General features: G+C 47.6%; 17 protein-coding genes. 9 read left to right on the top strand and 8 right to left on the bottom strand.

The genetic code is table 11. The annotated features are described in order from the left end of the window. Positions 1-15 precede the first annotated feature (15 nt). The 9 genes from KIU71_RS09965 to KIU71_RS09925 all read left to right on the top strand — a co-directional run bounded on the left by KIU71_RS09965 (position 16) and on the right by KIU71_RS09925 (position 12,359). Positions 16-1,122, top strand: a complete 1,107-nt coding sequence (locus KIU71_RS09965; protein WP_214131138.1) for an MBL fold metallo-hydrolase — start codon at positions 16-18, stop codon at positions 1,120-1,122. A 47-nt stretch (positions 1,123-1,169) separates the two neighbouring features. Further along, positions 1,170-1,496 (top strand): DUF1820 family protein, encoded by a 327-nt coding sequence (locus KIU71_RS09960; RefSeq protein WP_214131137.1) that lies wholly within the window; start codon positions 1,170-1,172, stop codon positions 1,494-1,496. A gap of 14 nt (positions 1,497-1,510) precedes the next feature. Next, positions 1,511-3,271, top strand: a complete 1,761-nt coding sequence (locus KIU71_RS09955) for a DUF885 domain-containing protein (RefSeq protein ID WP_214131136.1) — start codon at positions 1,511-1,513, stop codon at positions 3,269-3,271. Between the two features lie 9 nt (positions 3,272-3,280). Beyond that, positions 3,281-3,787 carry a hypothetical protein gene (locus KIU71_RS09950; protein ID WP_214131135.1) on the top strand — a complete coding sequence of 169 codons (507 nt, stop codon included), beginning with the start codon at positions 3,281-3,283 and terminating at the stop codon, positions 3,785-3,787. A 72-nt stretch (positions 3,788-3,859) separates the two neighbouring features. Next, the gene (gene imuA / locus KIU71_RS09945; protein WP_214131134.1) at positions 3,860-4,540 is read left to right on the top strand and encodes a translesion DNA synthesis-associated protein ImuA; all 681 of its coding nucleotides are present in this window, start codon (positions 3,860-3,862) and stop codon (positions 4,538-4,540) included. A gap of 6 nt (positions 4,541-4,546) precedes the next feature. Further along, a complete protein-coding gene (locus KIU71_RS09940; protein WP_214131133.1) occupies positions 4,547-5,974 on the top strand; it encodes a Y-family DNA polymerase in 1,428 nt (475 codons plus the stop codon). After that, positions 5,974-9,045: an error-prone DNA polymerase gene (locus KIU71_RS09935; RefSeq protein ID WP_214131132.1), complete on the top strand. Its 3,072-nt coding sequence runs from the start codon at positions 5,974-5,976 to the stop codon at positions 9,043-9,045. Before KIU71_RS09940 ends, KIU71_RS09935 begins: the two co-directional genes overlap by 1 nt. A gap of 307 nt (positions 9,046-9,352) precedes the next feature. Further along, on the top strand, positions 9,353-11,503 hold the full coding sequence (locus KIU71_RS09930) for a prolyl oligopeptidase family serine peptidase (RefSeq protein WP_214131131.1): 2,151 nt from the start codon (positions 9,353-9,355) through the stop codon (positions 11,501-11,503). A 70-nt stretch (positions 11,504-11,573) separates the two neighbouring features. Continuing rightward, a complete protein-coding gene (locus KIU71_RS09925) occupies positions 11,574-12,359 on the top strand; it encodes a substrate-binding periplasmic protein (RefSeq protein ID WP_214131130.1) in 786 nt (261 codons plus the stop codon). Positions 12,360-12,475: 116 nt separating this feature from the next. Here KIU71_RS09925 and KIU71_RS09920 read toward each other — a convergent pair whose 3' ends face one another. The 8 genes from KIU71_RS09920 to atpB are packed head-to-tail and all read right to left on the bottom strand — an operon-like array spanning position 12,476 to position 19,005. Further along, entirely contained in the window at positions 12,476-12,892 is a 417-nt protein-coding gene (locus KIU71_RS09920; protein ID WP_214131129.1) for a F0F1 ATP synthase subunit epsilon, read from the bottom strand. 36 nt (positions 12,893-12,928) lie between these two features. Beyond that, positions 12,929-14,317: a F0F1 ATP synthase subunit beta gene (gene atpD / locus KIU71_RS09915; RefSeq protein ID WP_214131128.1), complete on the bottom strand. Its 1,389-nt coding sequence runs from the start codon at positions 14,315-14,317 to the stop codon at positions 12,929-12,931. A gap of 33 nt (positions 14,318-14,350) precedes the next feature. Further along, complete coding sequence (gene atpG, locus KIU71_RS09910; RefSeq protein WP_214131127.1) at positions 14,351-15,211, bottom strand: F0F1 ATP synthase subunit gamma; 861 nt, start codon at positions 15,209-15,211, stop codon at positions 14,351-14,353. A gap of 58 nt (positions 15,212-15,269) precedes the next feature. Continuing rightward, positions 15,270-16,811, bottom strand: coding sequence for a F0F1 ATP synthase subunit alpha (gene atpA, locus KIU71_RS09905; RefSeq protein WP_214131126.1), 1,542 nt, complete (start codon positions 16,809-16,811; stop codon positions 15,270-15,272). Positions 16,812-16,825: 14 nt separating this feature from the next. Further along, complete coding sequence (gene atpH, locus KIU71_RS09900; protein WP_214131125.1) at positions 16,826-17,359, bottom strand: F0F1 ATP synthase subunit delta; 534 nt, start codon at positions 17,357-17,359, stop codon at positions 16,826-16,828. Positions 17,360-17,371: 12 nt separating this feature from the next. Continuing rightward, the gene (gene atpF / locus KIU71_RS09895; protein ID WP_214131124.1) at positions 17,372-17,842 is read right to left on the bottom strand and encodes a F0F1 ATP synthase subunit B; all 471 of its coding nucleotides are present in this window, start codon (positions 17,840-17,842) and stop codon (positions 17,372-17,374) included. A gap of 39 nt (positions 17,843-17,881) precedes the next feature. Continuing rightward, the gene (atpE, locus tag KIU71_RS09890) at positions 17,882-18,112 is read right to left on the bottom strand and encodes a F0F1 ATP synthase subunit C (RefSeq protein WP_214131123.1); all 231 of its coding nucleotides are present in this window, start codon (positions 18,110-18,112) and stop codon (positions 17,882-17,884) included. A 59-nt stretch (positions 18,113-18,171) separates the two neighbouring features. Further along, complete coding sequence (gene atpB / locus KIU71_RS09885) at positions 18,172-19,005, bottom strand: F0F1 ATP synthase subunit A (protein WP_214131122.1); 834 nt, start codon at positions 19,003-19,005, stop codon at positions 18,172-18,174. Positions 19,006-19,021 lie beyond the last annotated feature (16 nt).

The raw sequence follows: 19,021 nt of genomic DNA, 5'->3' as shown, positions 1-19,021 counted from the left end.
TTAAGGATGTTGGCGATGACTTTTGCCCAAGTGATTCCCTATTGGGGCCTGCGTGTTGTGCTAGTGGCAGCGGTTGTCCTCAGCATGAGTTGCAGTGCCACGACACCCGAGTCTGTGGACTGGTTTCAACCGAATAAAGCACACCACACACTGGATGAAAACGGCCATGTGCGCTTTGTGAATACGCATGTTAAAGACAAAGATAAGTCGTTTTTCGACTTCATGCGGATGCGCTTTTTTGGTGATGAATCCTGGGCTGACCATGCTGCCTTGGCTGATACGGTGTCCTCGCGCCCGGTGGATATTGGGTTGATAACCACACCGCCGACAAAACCGACCGTTACCTGGCTGGGGCATTCAACGTTTTTATTCCAACATCAGGGCGTGAATATTCTTACTGACCCAGTGTTCAGTGATCGCGCGTCGCCGGTTTCTTTTGCCGGCCCCAAACGCTACTCGCCACATGTTATTGATTACCGTGACCTACCGGCCATTGATATGGTTGTTATCAGTCATAACCACTACGATCATTTAGATAAGTTGGCGATTGAAATGCTAGGTCCGCAAGTACATTACTACGTCCCGCTTGGCTTGAAACCTTGGTTTGTAGAGCGGGGCGTTGCGGCCGATAACGTGACTCAAATGGATTGGTGGGAAACGCGCAGCACAAACGCAACGAACCTGCGCGTTCAGGCTTTACCCTCTCAACACTGGTCTGCGCGTGGATTGTCTGACCGTTTCTCAACCCTGTGGGCAAGCTGGGCGATAACGTTTGACGATTTCACACTCTGGTTTGCCGGTGACACGGGCTATACCCAAGCCGTGTTCGAACCCATTGGGAAGGCACTAGGGCAGGTGGATTTAGCACTCATCCCGATTGGAGCCTACGCTCCGCGTTGGTTTATGCAGGATTATCATGCCAACCCAGAAGAGGCTGTGCAGATGCACAAAGACGTTAACGCGACGTTGAGTATTGGTATGCATTGGGGAACGTTTCCACTGACTGCCGAACCACCCGCTGAACCCCCTTTGCGTCTGAAAGAAGCGCTTCAAGCAGCTCAGTTATCCTCTGCTGAATTTATGGTTCTGGACATTGGCGAAACGCAGGTAGTGATGGAATAACCCCGACTAACTCGCTAAAATCATCGCTAATATTTCCAGGGTGGTTTATGAGCAGTAAAAAGCCGTTATTTAGAGTGCAATTTGTCAGCAATGGCGAACGTTATGAAGTGTACGTGCGCGAAGTCAGTCAAGGCAATCTGTTTGGGTTTGTTGAAATAGGCGATTTTGTGTGGGACACGCACACCAGTTTGGTACTGGATCCGAGTCACGAAAAATTGAAAGACGAATTTTCTGACGTGGTGAATACGTTTGTACCGATGCACAACATTTTACGTATCGACGAAGTTAAGAAAGAGGGTAGTGCCAAGATTACCGCGTTGTCGGATAAGGTAATGGCTTTCCCGAGTGCACTTTATACACCGAAGAAAACCTAAAAAGGAGTGTTCTAATGCGTGCTTTTATGCGTTTGGCGTTAGTCTCGCTGTGCTTAATGACTGGCATGAGCCAAGCCAAAGATGAAGACAAACTCAATCAACTGGTAGAGGAAATCTGGCAGTATGAGTTGAAAAGTTTTCCTCTGATGGCTAGCAGCGAAGGGGTGCGAGATTACGATGCTCAGCTTATGGATATCAGTGCTGGCGCATTAGAACAGCGTCATCAGCAATTTACCCAATACCTGAACAAACTGGATGAAATCAATCAGAAAGCTTTGTCACGAGACGGCCTGATCACGTTATTGATGCAGCGCTACCGCTTACAAAACTACGTAGATTTGTATCGATTTAATGAGCATTACGTTCCAATCACATCTGAATACGGCTTTCACAGCAGCTTAGCGCAACTACCCAATAATGTGCGTCTGAAAAATACTCAGGATGTCGAAAACTACCTGTCTCGTTTAACACTCGTTGCCCAGCGTATGCAAGACAACATGGCGTGGATGCGTCAGGGCATGCAGGTCGGCATGACGCAACCTAAAGCCGTGTTGGTCGGATTTGAAGAGTCTGTTACCCCACTGATTGTAGATTCGCCCGAACAAAGCCCGTTTTACGCGCCGCTTGAAGCACTCGGCGAGGAATTCACAGCGCAACAAGTGGAAAAGTGGCGTACCGACGCTAAGGCGATCATTGCCAAACAGATAGTGCCAGCTTATCAGGCTTTCCATGATTTTTTAGTGGATGAGTACATCCCTGCGGCACGTGAAGATATCGCGGCGACTTCATGGCCAAACGGTGAAGCCTTCTACCAAAATCGTATTCGCTATTACACCACGACAGATATGACTGCCGCTGAAATTCATCAGTTAGGGCTGGATGAGGTCGCACGTATTCGCGCTGCAATGCAGGGCATTATTGATAAACTCGAGTTCGAGGGTGACATAAACGCATTTATCCAATTCTTGCGTACTGACCCACAGTTCTACGCCAAAACTGCACAGGAGTTGCTCGTTCATGCGTCTTACATTGCCAAACAAATGGACGCTAAATTGCCTCAACTTTTCGGTTTACTCCCACGCACTCCTTACGGTGTTGCGCCGGTGCCTGACAGTATCGCCCCGAAGTACACCACCGGTCGCTATGTTTCTCCACGGCGTGATGACCAACCCGGCTATTACTGGGTCAACACTTATGCGTTAGATAAGCGGCCGCTCTATGCCATTCCCGCGCTCACGTCGCACGAAGCGGTACCGGGGCATCATTTACAAATTTCGCTTGCTAATGAAATGCAAGGATTACCGCCAGTACGTCGTAAAACCTATATTTCAGCGTTTGGTGAAGGCTGGGGGTTATATTCTGAATTTTTGGGTAAAGAAGTCGGCATGTACGAAGACCCTTACGATGATTTTGGTCGCTTAAGCTATGAAATGTGGCGAGCGTGTCGGCTGGTGGTTGATACAGGCATGCATACCATGGGCTGGTCTCGTGACAAAGCGCTTGAGTATATGCTGGAAAACACAGCGCTGTCTGAACATAACGTAAAAACTGAAATTGACCGGTATATTTCATGGCCAGCGCAAGCCTTGTCTTACAAGATTGGCGAAATCAAAATTAAAGCGTTGCGCAAAAACGCTGAAGCGGCACTGGGCGAGCATTTTGATATTCGCCAGTTTCACGATGCCGTTTTGGCTGAAGGTTCAGTACCGCTGTTTATATTAGAACAAAATATTGAGCAATTTATTCAAACCCAGCTCGAACGTACTAAGGAGTAATTCGCCGTTATGATATCCGCTGGCATCATTGCCATTATGTTGATTATTTTGATTTATTTTGTGGTGCGGGGGCAAAGCCTCCAACGCGAAATTAAGCTGGCGCAAAATAATAGCAAATCCAGTCTGAGAAAAGTAAAGCTAACCCAGCGCCAGTTGGCATTTACCGCAGCTGAACTGCAGCGGATCTACGCAGCTCGCTTGGAGTCTTTACATAAACGCGGGCTGATGGGACAAGACGATCATAAGGTTGCCAGTATTATTATTAAACACGTCGAATTTGTGGTGATGAAGTGTAATGAGCACGGCATGACTGTGGAAGAGGCTGTGACGCTGGCAATTAAAAATCAAAACCTGAAAATCGATGAGGTAAATGAGTTCATCAAAGCACAACCTAGCGATGTGCGCATGGCATGGTGCCAAAATACGGTAGATGGCTTTATCGCAGCCTGTCGTAGCATCAGTATCGGCTCGCTGAATACGCAGGCGGCCGACACAGAAAGCGCCATGACTGAGTAGTACTTAATCTGATCTTGCAGAAATACACCAACACATTATACTGTATATCCGTACAGTATAGTGTGTTGTATTATGTCTGCGTTAATTACCCAACTTAAAAATAAACAACTTGTTTGGCAAGCCTCCCGCACACCGCAAGTCTCTTCTCGCCTGCCGACCGGCATTGCGAAGCTGGATGACGCACTGCAAGGTGGCTTTCCAACACAAGGCATGGTGCTGATCCGATCCAGCATGGGTATTGGTGAATTACGCCTATGCTTACCTCTGTTACAGCAGCGTCAACACGAACAACGTCATGTGTTTGTGATTGGTGCACCCATTGAGCTTAACGCTGACGCGCTAGCGGAACATGGCATTCAGGCTGCGCGCACCTACTTTGTTCAAGCGAACGACCAAGCTAAACAGCTATGGGCCTGCGAGCAGTGCGCCAAAAGTGGTTGCTGTCACACCGTGTTACTCTGGCACGAGGGCTTATCCGTTAGCCAGGCAAAGCGCTTGCAAGTGGCTGCGGAACAAGGAAACTGCCTGCTGATTGCTTATCAATATCGCGGCCAAGCACTCCCTCTACCCATCAGCTTATCTCTGCACATCTCACGACAAACCGAGCATTTGCACATTCATATTGAAAAACAGCGTGGCGGCTGGCCTGTACCCACATTTACGGTTAAGCACACGTTAAGTAGCATTCATTCTGCTCAGCAAAGCCCGGCACAGACATCAAGCAACATCGTTCCACTTCGCGCTCAACGTTAATCTGTTATGCAAGGCTTATGGCTCTATTTACGCTTTAATGCGCTGCAACTCAGCCATGTTGTTGATGAAAACGGCCTCGGTGCAGAGCAGGCCAGCCATCCTATCGCTGTGTACTGTGCGCACACCAACCAGCTGTGCCAAATGAATGCTGCTGCCGCGCAAGCCGGGCTGACACTTGGCATCGGCTTGGCAGCTGCCAGTGCGCTGTGTGCTGAATTAGATATTATTGAGTATGAGCCCGAGCAGGAAACCAAGCTGTTACACAGCATTGCTGAACAACTCTATGGTGTAACGGCTGATATTAGCCTGGATCATCCGAATGGCTTATACCTGCGAGTTGACAATATGCTGAAGCTGTATGGTTCAGTACAACACTATTGGCAAACCCTACAGCGCATACTTCAACCTCGCCGATTTAACTATGCTTGCGCGTATTCAATTAGCGCAGTAAAAGTACTTGCCAAAGCCGGTTACAATAATATCAATGCTAACCCCAACGCGTGGAAAAAAGCACTTTGTGGTACGTCACTCAGCTATTGTGAATTAACGCACAAGCAAATTGATGCCCTAAACCGAGTCGGTATTCAGTCTTTTAAGCAACTGTTTGAACAGCCAGTGAGTGCGTTAGCCGCACGATTTGATGGCGAAGTATTGCGCTATCTCAGCCAGTTAAAAGGTGAGCGCTTTGAGCAGCTTGCTCTCTACCGGCCTTCACAGAAGTTTTACCAGCACAGTGAGCTTCTCTACGAAATTACTCATAGTGAGCGCTTACTTAAGCCTTTAGCTAACCTACTTAAACATCTTGAAAGCTATCTGGTTCAGCGGGGGTTAGTCGCTTTTGATATAAATATCGACATGCAATTGCGCGATAAACAAAACCAGCGCTGGCAGTTGCACAGTCCACAAGGCGAAAGCCGTGCAACGGCGTGGCAGGAAATTGCAGCGATCCGCATTGAACACATCACCCTGACAGCGCCGGTACAAGGCATTAGTCTTTCAGCTCAGCAGCTATCTCCTGCGGTCGCAGCCAATGATGATTTGTTTGCGGGTAAGCGCCAAACAATGAACGCGCTACAACTACTCGCCCGCTTGCAGGCAAAACTGGGCTCAGAGGCCATTGCACAGGTGCAACGAGGTGATGATTTTCGCCCCGAATACATCAATCGCTGGTTGAGTGGTGGGCAAGTACCGTGCATCACTCAGAGTGCTAATCAAGCACAGTATTATGATCGCCCCACTTTTTTACTCTCGCAGCCACAACCGCTGTCAGAGCCCAGCAAAATACTCACATCACCCGAGCGATTGGCGACAGGGTGGTGGGACGATGCCCCAGTAGAACGGGATTACTTTATTGCGCAAAACCCTCAGGGCCAGTACTTGTGGGTATTTCGAACAGCGGATAATCAGTGGTTTGTACAAGGGTATTTTGCCTAATGGCTGCGGAGTTGTTTTGCCAAACCAACTTCAGCTTTTTAACTGGGGCTTCACACCCGGAAGAGCTTATCGCACGTGCTGATTTTTTGGGTTATCGCGCGTTGGCGATAACCGATGAATGCTCTGTCGCTGGAATAGTTCGAGCCTATGCGGAAAAGCGCGACAAAAACTTGGCCATCAAACTAATTGTAGGCAGCTATTTTATCCTTAATACACAGTGTAAATGCATTTTGCTTTGTCCCAATCATGATGCCTATAAAGAGTTGTGCCGCATTATTACCAATGCGCGTCGGCGCGCAGATAAAGGCGACTATCGGCTAGATGAGTGGGATTTAAAGAGCGTGCGGCATTGCTTGATTATCTGGCTGCCTGATGACGATCATCAGGGGCAGGAAAACACCGCAGCTTGGTTACTCAAGCACCACGCTGAACGCACCTGGATTGGTGCACAGCGGTTATTAGTCGCCAATGAACCCCAACGTATAGCACGTTTAAAAATATTGGCAGAAACCTATCAGTTGCCGATGTGTGCCTGTACGGGTGTATTAATGCATGAAGTAGAGCGCCAACCCCTTCAGCATGTGCTCACAGCCACTCGTTTGGGTAGACCCGTAGCTGATTTAGGCCGAGAGGCTTTGAGCAACACAGAGCGAAGCCTGAGAAGCCCTGACAAACTGGCTAAACTTTACCCTCAAGAATGGCTGACACAAGCAGAACATATTGCCGAGCGCTGCCATTTTTGCTTATCGTCTTTGCAGTATCAGTATCCCAGCGAACTGATACCTAAAGGATTTGACGCGACCAGCTATCTGCGTTTATGTGTTGAGCGCGGGATCAAAAAACGCTTTGTTAATGGCCTGCCCAATGACATTCGTGCGTTAATTGAAAAAGAGCTTAAACTGATCCAAGAGCAACGTTATGAATATTTTTTCCTGACCATTTACGACGTTGTACAGTTCGCAAAATCACAAGCTATTTTGTATCAGGGCAGGGGTTCTGCGGCTAACTCAGTGGTATGCTATTGCTTGGAAATTACCGCTGTCGACCCGCGCCAAATTAACGTTCTGTTTGAACGATTCATTTCTAAGGAGCGTAACGAACCACCCGATATTGACGTCGATTTCGAGCATGAACGGCGTGAAGAGGTTATTCAGTACATTTATCGAAAATACGGTAGAGAACGTACCGCATTGGCGGCGACCGTTGTGTGCTATCGGTTTAAAAGCGCGTTACGCGAGGTCGGTAAGGCTCTGGGTATTAATCGGGCGCAACTGGATTTTTTCATCAGCAATGTCAATCGCCGCGATCGTGATGTCAGCTGGCAATCGCAACTGGGTGAGCTGGGTCTGGATCCTGATAGCCGCATTAGTCAGCACCTGGTGGCTTTGGTTAACGAGTTGATGGGCTTTCCACGTCATTTGTCACAACATGTAGGTGGGTTTGTCATTTCTGCCGGGCCTCTTTACGAACTGGTACCCGTGGAAAATGCCAGTATGGCTCAGCGCACCGTCATTCAGTGGGATAAAGACGACTTGGAGGCACTTGGACTCCTCAAAGTGGACGTACTCGCGCTTGGCATGTTAACCGCTATCCGCAAGTGCTTCGATGTATTGTCTCTGCACTATGATCACCACACCAGCATTGCTGATATTACGCGCCTTGGTGACGACCCTCAGGTCTATCAGATGCTGCAAAAAGGGGATTCTGTTGGTGTTTTTCAGGTTGAATCTCGCGCTCAGATGACGATGTTACCGCGCTTAAAACCAGCCTGTTACTATGATCTTGTCGTGCAAATTGCCATCGTGAGGCCTGGGCCAATTCAGGGTGATATGGTACATCCTTATTTACGTCGACGGGATGGTCGGGAAGCGATTGATTACCCGTCTGAAGAAGTCAAATCTGTCTTGAGCCGAACCATGGGCGTACCCATTTTTCAAGAGCAGGTGATACAACTGGCGATGGTCGCCGCAGGGTTTTCTGGCGGCGAAGCCGATCAGTTACGCCGCGCCATGGCGAGCTGGAAGAAGAACGGTAAACTCGTCCAGTTTCGCGACAAGCTTAAACGCGGTATGCAAAAAAAAGGCTATCAGGATGACTTTGCTGAGCGGCTTTATCAGCAAATTTTAGGCTTTGGTGTATACGGCTTTCCTGAATCGCATTCAGCCTCGTTTGCGGTTCTAGCCTACGTATCCTCTTGGCTTAAGTGTTATTACCCAGCAGCCTTTTATGCCAGTTTACTCAACAGCTTACCCATGGGGTTTTATTCAGCGTCACAACTTATTCAGGATGCTCAACGACATGCGATTGAAATACGCCCTGTGTGCATTAATGCATCGTTGTTAGATCACCATTTACAACCGAATAAGAAAGGCTTTGCTATCAGGCTGGGGCTACGTTTAGTCAAAGGTTTATCTCAGGCAACAGCTGTGCGGCTTGTTCAGCAACGACCGACGCAAGGTTATGCCAGTATTGCTGACGTGAAGCAGCTTGGCATTCATTCGTTAGAGTTACAGGCACTGGCCAGCGCGGATGCGTTTAAAGGTATTGCCGGTAATCGCTACCAAGCGCGCTGGCAAATCATGGAAACGGTCTCTCAACTTCCGCTCATGCAAGGCGAAAGGGATCCGCATCAACTGTCGCTGGTGCCGACAGAGGTTGATGATCTGGTTGAAGACTACCGAGCGGTAGGCGTTTCACTCAACCAACATCCGGTCGCACTGCTGCTCAACGCCAATAAGCTCCCACGCTTTACGTTCGCCAGCGACCTTGTTCATCAAGCACACAAGTCCGTTGTTTCCGTGATCGGCTGCGTAACCGGCCGGCAGGCTCCAGGTACAGCATCAGGCGTGACTTTTATGACACTGGAAGATCATACCGGCAATACCAATGTGGTGGTGTGGCAAGCTACAGCACGCGCACAAAAACAAACCTATTTGAAGTCAACCATTTTACAGGTAAACGGCATTCTGGAGCGTGGTGACGGCGATGTTATTCACGTGATTGCCGGACGCTTAACCGATCTAACTGGCTTATTAAGCGAGTTGGATTTAAAAGCCCGTCATTTTTATTAGATTTATCAAACACCTCAGTGATAGACCATCTATCTACCGTTAATCACAACATGAATTACGAGCCTGTTATTGTTGCTTGACCCAGTGAGAAGCGCACCCATCATATAAAGATTAGGAAAAAAAGTGATCTGTCATGCTAAAGGTGCGTTAATATTTATGCGGTTAACTGGAGCCGCCCGTAGAGTTAACCTCTGTGTTTACAAAGCTTTACACTGTGTTGCTCTCGTTTTTGACCCAAATTATTCGCCTTCCTTAACCAACTACCGTAAAACACGGTGTAAGCAAAAATTAAACAGGTGCAAAATACATGAAAAAAATCCTGACTCTCGCCATGATTGGCGCATTGGCTGCTTGCCAACCCAGCGACGAACCATCACAGCAGGTTAAACAACCCTCGGAGCCAGCCAACGTGAAATTTGACTATCCAGTTACCGCCAAAGGTGACGTCGTTGATACGTATTTTGGACAAGAGGTCGCCGATCCGTATCGCTGGTTAGAAGATGACCGTAGTGCTGAAACTGAAGCCTGGGTTAAGGCGCAAAACGCAGTGACTCAAGACTATCTTAGCAACGTGCCTTATCGTGACAAAATCGCTGATACGGTAAGGGATATGCTCAACTATGAGCGCATCTCCGCTCCATTTAAGGAAGGCGAGTATACCTACTTCTATAAAAATGATGGCTTGCAGAACCAGAGTGTTGTGTACCGGCAAAAAGAAGGCGGGGAACCCGAGGTTTTCTTAGATCCGAACACATTCAGTGATGACGGAACCGTTTCTCTTGCAGCGCTAACATTCTCCGAAGACGGGTCGCTAGCGGCCTATCAAACCTCAACGGGGGGCAGCGACTGGCGTGAAGTTTATGTCATTGATACACAAACCAAACAACAAGTTGAAGATAAACTGGTTAATGTCAAATTCAGCGGTTTGGCGTGGTATAAAAATGAGGGCTTCTATTATTCCAGTTATGACAAACCTAAGGGATCTGAGTTAAGCGAAAAAACTGACCAGCATAAGGTTTACTATCACGCTATAGGCACGCCTCAAGCGGACGATGTCAAAGTATTTGGTCATACCGATGCGCAAAAGCATCGTTATATTCAAGCTGCGGTGTCCGACGACAACCGTTTCTTATTTATCGCAGCGGCGAACGCAACGTCGGGAAATCGCGCACTACTAAAAGACTTATCAAAACCAGATGCCGATTTTGTGGTTGTGAAAGAGGATATGGCGTCAGATGTATACCCGCTCACAACACGTGGTGACAAGCTCTATTTAGTTACTAATCACAACGCGCCAAACATGAAAATCGTGGTAGCCGATGCGGCCAATCCTTCAGTCGATAACTGGCAGGACTTTATTGCAGAGACTGAACATGTGTTATCGCCGAGTACCGCTGGCGATGCGATTTTTGCGGAGTATATGGTTGACGCGATTTCGCAGGTTAAACAGTACGATTTCTCTGGCAAACTCGTTCGTGACGTTAGCTTACCCGGATTGGGTTCAGCCGGCAGCTTCAGCGGTAAGAAAGACGATAAAGTGACTTACTACACGTTTGCTAACTACACTACGCCCACCACAATCTATGCCTACGACATAGATTCCGGCGAAACCAACTTATTCAACGAGCCTGCATCAGCATTCGAGAGCGCACAGTTCGTTTCAGAACAAGTGTTTTATGCGTCTAAAGATGGTACTCAAGTACCCATGATCATCACGCACCATAAAGACACTAAACTCAATGGTAAAAACCCAACATTACTTTACGGTTATGGCGGTTTTAACGTCAGTTTACCGCCACGCTTTCGTTCTACCGTGGCGGCATGGTTAACACTCGGTGGCGTATATGCTGTGCCCAACATTCGCGGTGGCGGTGAGTACGGTAAGGCCTGGCACAAAGCCGGTACGCAAATGCAAAAACAAAATGTGTTTGATGATTTTATTGCAGCCGGTGAATTTCTGATTGAAAAGGGCTATACCAGCAGTCAGCATCTGGCGATACAAGGTGGCAGTAATGGTGGGCTATTGGTGGGTGCCGTGATGACCCAGCGCCCTGATCTAGCGCAGGTTGCTCTGCCTTCGGTCGGTGTATTGGATATGCTTCGCTATCATACGTTCACGGCAGGTGCGGGTTGGGCTTATGATTATGGTACCAGTGAACAGAGCGAAGCCATGTTTAACTATTTGCTCGGCTATTCACCCTTGCACAATGTAAAGTCTGGGGTCGAATACCCTGCCACGCTGATCACAACGGCTGATCATGATGACCGCGTTGTGCCTGCGCATTCGTTTAAATTTGCCGCGACGCTGCAAGAGAAACATACCGGTACAAACCCGCTTTTAATCAGAATTGAAACCGACGCTGGTCACGGTGCAGGTACGCCCATCAGTAAGACTATTGAACAATATGCAGACATCTATGGTTTTACGTTGTTCAACATGGGTATAACAGAGCTGTAATACCAAAGCGGGCAATCCTTTTGCCCGCAAAAAGTCTTCAGCGTTGCATAACTCTGCTACTGTTATATTGATGATAAAAAATACCTTCAAAAAGCGGCATCGTCAGGCTTTGAATCTTGTGCGACTGGCATTATTGATTAGCGGCCTGACGTGGCTTATGCCTGTACAAGCAGAACACGAATTGCCCAATCTGACATTGGGTGTGCTGGAGTTTCCGCCTTTTTCTTACACCGATGAAGCGACAGGGGACTGCACCGGCTCAGCTATTGAACTAACGCGTGAGATTTTAGCATCTTACAGCCTCAGCGTTGAAGCAATCTGTGCTCCTGCATTACGCGTTTATTCGATGTTGGAGTCAAGTGAAATTGATTTTACCATCAATATTAAATCCACACCGTATATCCAGAACAAAGTCCGGTTTTCGCAAATCCCCTTTGGCCTTCTTCATATTATGTTGGTGAGTCATGAGCGTCGAGGTTTCGAAAACATGGTCAGTGCGATCCGCGGCTTTGGCTACCACGGGGTACGTCAAAAAATGCTTGAGCGCGGCTTCGTTTTTCAAGATACGCCAGGCAGTATTGACGCCATCAAAATGTTTTTACGCGGCCGAACACGTCACTTACTCACCTATGAAGGCCCATTTAATTATCACCTAGCGCGCCAAACTGATGCAGACATGCGCAATTTCACGATAGACCCTTTGCTAACGGTACCCACCTATTTTGCGGTATCTCAACGCTCACCCTATAGCGATCAGTTGATTCATGTGTTTGATACACATGCCAAGCTAAACAACCTTAGCCGTTTCGAGGAATTGCTAGGGCCAACACAGCGTCCCGAAAAAAGCGAACCTTAGCGCGTGAAGCGCGTTTATCCGTTTGAAAGCCACTGCCTGCTAGCTATGCCAGCGTCGCTGAGCAAAAAAAACCGGCGATACAGCCGGTTTTTTGAGGTTAAATCAGTAATCGCGCGTTATTTACGTAATTTTTGAATTAAGCGTAATTGCGCGACAGCTTCTGCAAGCTCTATAGCTGCTTCAGCGTAATCAAAATCTGCACCTGGGTTAGCGATTTGTTCCTCAGCACGGCGTTTAGCTTCTTCTGCCGCTTGCTCGTCGAGATCTTCTGCACGTACCGCTGTATCAGCCAGCACAGTAACCGCGTCGGGTTGTACTTCAAGCACACCACCGGCGATATAAATCATCTCTTCTTCGCCAAACTGTTTCACAAGTCGCACCATGCCAGGCTTCAATGCAGTGAGCAGTGGCGCGTGCCCTGGGTGGATACCCAGTTCACCTTCACTACCCGTTACCTGGATCGTCTCAACAAGGCCCGAGAAGATTTGCTCTTCTGCACTTACCACATCAAGATGAACTGTCATTGCTGCCATGGGCACCTCCTAAAGAGAGCGCTTACGCGCTCCGGCTTATTTCTTCTTGTTCGCTTTCTCAAGCGCTTCGTCGATAGAACCAACCATGTAGAAGGCTTGCTCAGGCAGGCTGTCGTAATCGCCTGCCAAGATACCTTTAAATCCACTGATAGTATCTTTAAGCGACACGTACTTGCCTGGTGAACCGGTAAAGACTTCTGCTACGAAGAACGGCTGAGACAAGAAACGCTGGATCTTACGAGCACGTGTTACTACCTGCTTGTCTTCGTCAGAGAGTTCATCCATACCCAAAATAGCAATAATGTCTTTTAGCTCTTTGTACCGTTGTAACACGGTTTGAACGCCACGCGCAGTGTCGTAGTGCTCTTGACCGATAACGAGCGGATCAAGCTGACGCGACGTAGAATCCAAAGGATCTACCGCTGGGTATATACCTAATGAAGCGATATCACGCGACAATACAACCGTTGCATCCAAGTGAGCAAAGGTGGTTGCTGGTGAAGGATCGGTTAAGTCATCCGCCGGTACATAAACTGCCTGAATAGACGTGATTGAACCCGTTTTGGTCGATGCGATACGCTCTTGGAGCACACCCATTTCTTCAGCCAATGTGGGCTGATAACCTACTGCTGATGGCATACGGCCAAGCAATGCTGATACTTCTGTACCAGCTAGGGTATAACGATAGATGTTATCAACGAAGAACAGTACATCACGGCCTTCATCACGGAACTTCTCTGCCATGGTCAAACCGGTTAACGCAACGCGCAAACGGTTTCCAGGCGGCTCGTTCATCTGACCGTACACCAACGATACTTTATCAAGTACGTTGGACTCGTTCATTTCGTGATAGAAATCATTACCCTCACGCGTACGCTCACCCACACCGGCAAATACAGAATACCCACTGTGTTCGATAGCGATGTTACGGATAAGCTCCATCATGTTAACGGTCTTACCAACACCTGCACCACCGAACAAACCTACCTTGCCGCCTTTAGCAAACGGACAAACAAGGTCGATAACCTTGATACCCGTTTCAAGCAGTTCAACAGAGCTGGATTGTTCTTCATAAGTGGGCGCGGCGCGGTGAATAGACATACGCTCTTCTTCACCGATTGGGCCCGCTTCATCAATTGGATTACCCAATACATCCATGATGCGTCCCAACGTGGCTGTTCCAACAGGCACCGAAATCGGCGCGCCGGTGTTATCAACCGTTAAACCGCGACGCAAACCGTCAGTGGTTCCCAAAGCGATAGTTCGAACAACTCCGCCACCTAATTGCTGTTGCACTTCTAGGGTCAAGCCCCCTAAGTCACCTTCGGCCACTCTTAGTGCGTCATAAACTCTCGGTACAGCAGATTGCGGAAATTCAATATCCACAACGGCACCAATGATTTGGACGACCTTACCTTGACTCATAATTTGTCCTCGTTATCTTTTTAAACCTGTTACCTAAACCGCAGCCGCGCCGCTCACGATCTCGCTGATTTCTTGCGTGATCGCTGCCTGACGAGCTTTGTTGTATACCAATTGCAAATCATCAATAAGATTGCCGGCGTTGTCTGTTGCAGCTTTCATCGCTACCATTCGCGCAGCTTGTTCAGACGCTGCGTTTTCAACGACACCTTGATACACCTGAGATTCAATGTAGCGCTTCATCAATGCCTCTAAAATCGGCTTAGGTTCAGGCTCATAAATATAATCCCAGCTATGCTCAGCTGACTCATTTTCTGATTTAGGCAAAGGCAGAAGCTGGTTCACTACCGGCTCCTGAGACATTGTGTTTACGAACTTATTGTAAACAATAAATAGCTTATCGAGCTCACCGCGATTAAATGCATTAATCATTACTCGAACAATACCAATGACATCATCAACACTTGGTTTGTCGCCTAAGCCGGATTCGGCAGCCATAATATCGCCACCAAACCGATTAAAGAACGCGCATGCTTTTGATCCCAGCGCAGCAAAAGACACTTTCACACCTTTGTCTTTCCACTGTTTAGTATCTTTAACAACTTTCTTAAACTCGTTGGTATTCAAACCGCCACACAACCCTCTATCGGTTGAAATAACAATGTAACCCACGCGTTTAACTTCACGTTCTTCTAAGTAAGGATGGCGATACTCTAGGCGTCCATGCGCCATATGCCCAATAACTTTCAGCATACAGTCCGCATAGGGGCGCCCAGTGGCCATGCGCTCCTGCGCCTTTTTCATCTTAGACGCAGCAACCATTTCCATCGCGCTGGTAATCTTTTGAGTATTCTTGATACTCCCAATTTTACCTTTAATTTCTTTACCGCTGGCCATGATACTTTCTCCAGTTACCTATAACGTAAGAGGTGCTCTACAAGAGAGCACCTGCTAATTACCACGTTTGTGTCGCTTTAAACGACTTTAGTGCGTCGCTCAACTGTGACTCAATGTCGTCGTTATAGTTACCTGTATCATTAATCGTTTTAATCAACTCAGCTTTTTCGCTGTTCATGTACGAGTGAAGTGCGGCTTCGAAATCGAGGATCTTATTCAGTTCCACGTCTTTTAAATGGCCTTTTTCCACGGCAAACAATGATACTGCGGTGTCAGCGACCGAAAGCGGCGCATACTGTTTCTGCTTCATCAGTTCCATAACGCGTTCACCATGCTCAAGTTGAGCACGCGTTGCGTCATCCAAATCTGAAGCGAACTGCGAGAATGCGGCTAGTTCACGGTACTGAGCAAGCGCTAGACGAATACCACCGCCTAACTTCTTAACAATTTTAGTCTGCGCTGCACCACCTACACGAGAAACTGAAATACCCGCATTAACCGCTGGGCGAATACCTGCGTTAAACAAATCGGTTTCAAGGAAGATTTGACCATCGGTAATCGAAATTACGTTGGTGGGTACGAACGCTGACACGTCACCCGCTTGCGTCTCGATGATTGGCAGTGCGGTAAGTGAACCCGTTTTGCCTTTCACTTCGCCTTTGGTGAAGTTTTCAACATACTGTTCGTTCACTCGTGCAGCGCGCTCGAGTAGACGCGAGTGCAAATAGAATACGTCACCGGGGTAGGCTTCACGGCCTGGCGGACGCTTCAATAGCAATGAAATCTGACGATAAGCAACAGCTTGCTTAGACAAATCATCATACACAATCAACGCATCTTCACCACGGTCACGGAAAAATTCACCCATGGTACAACCTGAATACGGCGCCAAATACTGCAACGCAGCTGACTCAGACGCAGATGCAGCGACTACGATGGTATTTTGCAACGCACCGTGCTCTTCAAGTTTACGTACTACGTTAGCAATTGTAGATGCTTTCTGACCAACCGCCACGTAAACACAAGCTACACCCGTGTCACGTTGGTTGATGATTGCATCAATCGCTAATGCTGTTTTACCGGTTTGACGATCGCCGATAACCAATTCACGCTGGCCGCGGCCAATTGGAATCATAGAGTCGACAGACTTGTAACCCGTTTGTACGGGTTGATCAACCGACTGGCGTTCAATAACACCCGGGGCAATCTTTTCAACTGGCTCAAAACCTTCAGCATCAATCGCGCCTTTTCCGTCAATTGGCTCGCCCAGCGTGTTAACAACACGACCAAGCAACGCACGACCGACTGGTACTTCAAGGATACGACCTGACGACTTAACTTTATCGCCTTCTTGTAGGTCCGCGTAGGGACCCATAACTACCGCACCAACTGAGTCACGCTCAAGGTTAAGTGCAATCGCATAGCGACCACCCGGTAGTTCAATCATTTCACCCTGCATAACATCTGCAAGGCCGTGGATACGAATAATACCGTCGGTTACACCGACAATCGTACCTTCATTTCGCGCTTCACTCGCGATATCAAACTGTTCAATACGTTTCTTGATCAGTTCTGCAATTTCTGTGGAATTAAGTTGCATGCTCTTTATCCCCGTTATGCTTGCAACGCGTCTGCGAGACGGTTCAATTTGGATTTTACGGAACCATCAATGACAGTGTCGCCGGCTTTTATCACCACGCCAGCAACCAATGCAGGATCCACGTTACAGTTAAGCTTTACTTTGCGTGCTAAACGTTGTTCTAACGATACACTGAGTTTGCCTTTTTGAGCATCTGATAACGCTGAGGCCGAGGTAACTTCTACGTCGACTTCTTTGTCATAATCTGCCTTGAGCTCCGCATACAGCTTGGCAATCTCAGGTAGTGTTGTTAAACGCTTATTGGCAGCCAGTACCTTAATCAGGTTTTGACCGTGTTCATTGAGCTGTTCGCCACAAATATTGATGATTAAGTCTGCCAGTTGATCATCCGCGGTGGTGCTATACAAAACGCCTTTTATCGCATCATTACGGGTGACTTCGGCAGCAAAAACCAACATATCTTGCCATTCAGCAATGGCTTTGTGCTCAATTGCAAAATCAAAAGCAGCTTTTGCATAAGGGCGAGCAACGGTTGTTAATTCAGCCATGGCTCATTACCCTTACAATTCAGCGACAAGTTTTTCAACAATGTCGTCTTGTGCTGCTGCATCGATTTCGCGCTGAAGAATACGCTCTGCGCCAATCACTGCCAAAGCAGCGACTTGCTTGCGTAAATCTTCTTTAGCACGGTTCCGTTCAGCTTCGATTTCTGCATAACCCTGATTGATAATCTTCTCTCGCTCGTCATGACCGCGCTGAGTTTCTTCATCAACAAGTTGGTTTGCACGCTTTTTAGCTTGTTCAATGATTGCCGCTGCTTGTTGTTTGGCATCGCGCAACTGCTCTGTAGCTTTCGCCTGAGCAAGTTCGAGATCTTTAGCACCTCTTTCAGACGCTGCCAGACCGTCAGCAATTGTCTTCTGGCGTGCTTCAATAGCCGCCATCAAAGGTGGCCACACATATTTCATGCAAAACAGTACGAATACTGCAAAGGCAATCAACTGACCTATTAGAGTGGCGTTCATATTCATGACGACTCTCCTAAATTAAATTTCGCTGAAGAAAGTCGATTAAAGTAAATATGCTGGTGGCGCGAACAATAGGAACAAGGCTAGACCTACACCGATCATCGCGATCGCATCGATAAGACCCGCAACGATGAACATTTTAACTTGAAGTTGGGGGGCAAGGTCTGGTTGACGAGCAGCAGATTCAAGGAACTTGCCACCTAGCATACCGAAACCAATAGCAGTACCTAAGGCAGCCATTCCAAGAATTATAGCAACAGCGATTGCAATCATTTTGTATCTCCGAGTTTTAGTAAAGTTTAAAGTTAAAGTTAAACAGTGTGTAACAAAGCCTAGTGATCTTCACTCGCTAGACTCAAATAAACGATGGTTAACATCATAAAAATGAAGGCTTGTAACGGTAGCACTAATAAGTGAAATACTGCCCACATAAAGTGCATAGGCAATTGCAACAAGCCCACACTGGCAATCAGAATAAATATCAATTCACTGGCGTACAGGTTCCCGAACAAACGCAGCGCCAATGAGAATGGCCTTGCTAACAAGGTAATCGATTCAAGAATAAAGTTAACCGGTATGAATGCCCAATGACCAAACGGCTGTAACGTTAGCTCTTTAGCAAACCCAGACACACCTTTCATTTTCAATGAGTAGAAAATCATTAAAAAGAAAACGCCAAGTGCAAGCGCAACCGTTAAGTTAAGATCAGTGGTAGGAACCGCCTTCATATAAACATCATGCGGGTCCATGCCAAACCCATATTGACCAATCAATCCCGCGGTCATCGGTAATACATCAACAGGCACCAGATCCATCAGGTTCATCAACAAAACCCAAACAAAGATGGTCAAAGAAAGAGGCGCGATGAGTGAGCTTTTACCGTGAAAAGAGCTTTTCACACTGCTATCGACGAAATCGTAAATAAGTTCGACAAACGCCTGCAGCTTCCCCGGAACGCCGGTTGTTGCGTTTTTAGCCACGCTGCGAAAGACCCATAAGAAAAGAATACCAAGCCCAATTGACCAACCCAAGGTATCAACATGCCAAACCCAAAAGCCGGCATCTTCACACGCTTTGTTAAATGCAATTCCGTCTTCACCGGAGCACATTCTGGCGTTGGTTAAATGGTGCGTGATATATTCTGAGGTAGTGTATTCAGAAGCCATTGTTTAACCCAAAAGT

This window comes from Alteromonas oceanisediminis (genome assembly GCF_018474025.1).
In the GTDB taxonomy this organism is placed as follows: Bacteria; Pseudomonadota; Gammaproteobacteria; order Enterobacterales; family Alteromonadaceae; genus Alteromonas_E; species Alteromonas_E oceanisediminis.
This window is presented reverse-complemented; position numbering and strand designations above follow the sequence as displayed.

What these genes read in the sequence shown, in the direction of transcription:
- KIU71_RS09965 (WP_214131138.1), top strand. Translation starts at nt 16, where the DNA reads ATGACTTTTGCCCAAGTGATTCCCTATTGGGGCCTGCGTGTTGTGCTA.
- KIU71_RS09960 (WP_214131137.1), top strand. Translation starts at nt 1,170, where the DNA reads ATGAGCAGTAAAAAGCCGTTATTTAGAGTGCAATTTGTCAGCAATGGC.
- KIU71_RS09955 (WP_214131136.1), top strand. Translation starts at nt 1,511, where the DNA reads ATGCGTGCTTTTATGCGTTTGGCGTTAGTCTCGCTGTGCTTAATGACT.
- KIU71_RS09950 (WP_214131135.1), top strand. Translation starts at nt 3,281, where the DNA reads ATGATATCCGCTGGCATCATTGCCATTATGTTGATTATTTTGATTTAT.
- imuA (WP_214131134.1), top strand. Translation starts at nt 3,860, where the DNA reads ATGTCTGCGTTAATTACCCAACTTAAAAATAAACAACTTGTTTGGCAA.
- KIU71_RS09940 (WP_214131133.1), top strand. Translation starts at nt 4,547, where the DNA reads ATGCAAGGCTTATGGCTCTATTTACGCTTTAATGCGCTGCAACTCAGC.
- KIU71_RS09935 (WP_214131132.1), top strand. Translation starts at nt 5,974, where the DNA reads ATGGCTGCGGAGTTGTTTTGCCAAACCAACTTCAGCTTTTTAACTGGG.
- KIU71_RS09930 (WP_214131131.1), top strand. Translation starts at nt 9,353, where the DNA reads ATGAAAAAAATCCTGACTCTCGCCATGATTGGCGCATTGGCTGCTTGC.
- KIU71_RS09925 (WP_214131130.1), top strand. Translation starts at nt 11,574, where the DNA reads ATGATAAAAAATACCTTCAAAAAGCGGCATCGTCAGGCTTTGAATCTT.
- KIU71_RS09920 (WP_214131129.1), bottom strand. Translation starts at nt 12,892, where the DNA reads ATGGCAGCAATGACAGTTCATCTTGATGTGGTAAGTGCAGAAGAGCAA.
- atpD (WP_214131128.1), bottom strand. Translation starts at nt 14,317, where the DNA reads ATGAGTCAAGGTAAGGTCGTCCAAATCATTGGTGCCGTTGTGGATATT.
- atpG (WP_214131127.1), bottom strand. Translation starts at nt 15,211, where the DNA reads ATGGCCAGCGGTAAAGAAATTAAAGGTAAAATTGGGAGTATCAAGAAT.
- atpA (WP_214131126.1), bottom strand. Translation starts at nt 16,811, where the DNA reads ATGCAACTTAATTCCACAGAAATTGCAGAACTGATCAAGAAACGTATT.
- atpH (WP_214131125.1), bottom strand. Translation starts at nt 17,359, where the DNA reads ATGGCTGAATTAACAACCGTTGCTCGCCCTTATGCAAAAGCTGCTTTT.
- atpF (WP_214131124.1), bottom strand. Translation starts at nt 17,842, where the DNA reads ATGAATATGAACGCCACTCTAATAGGTCAGTTGATTGCCTTTGCAGTA.
- atpE (WP_214131123.1), bottom strand. Translation starts at nt 18,112, where the DNA reads ATGATTGCAATCGCTGTTGCTATAATTCTTGGAATGGCTGCCTTAGGT.
- atpB (WP_214131122.1), bottom strand. Translation starts at nt 19,005, where the DNA reads ATGGCTTCTGAATACACTACCTCAGAATATATCACGCACCATTTAACC.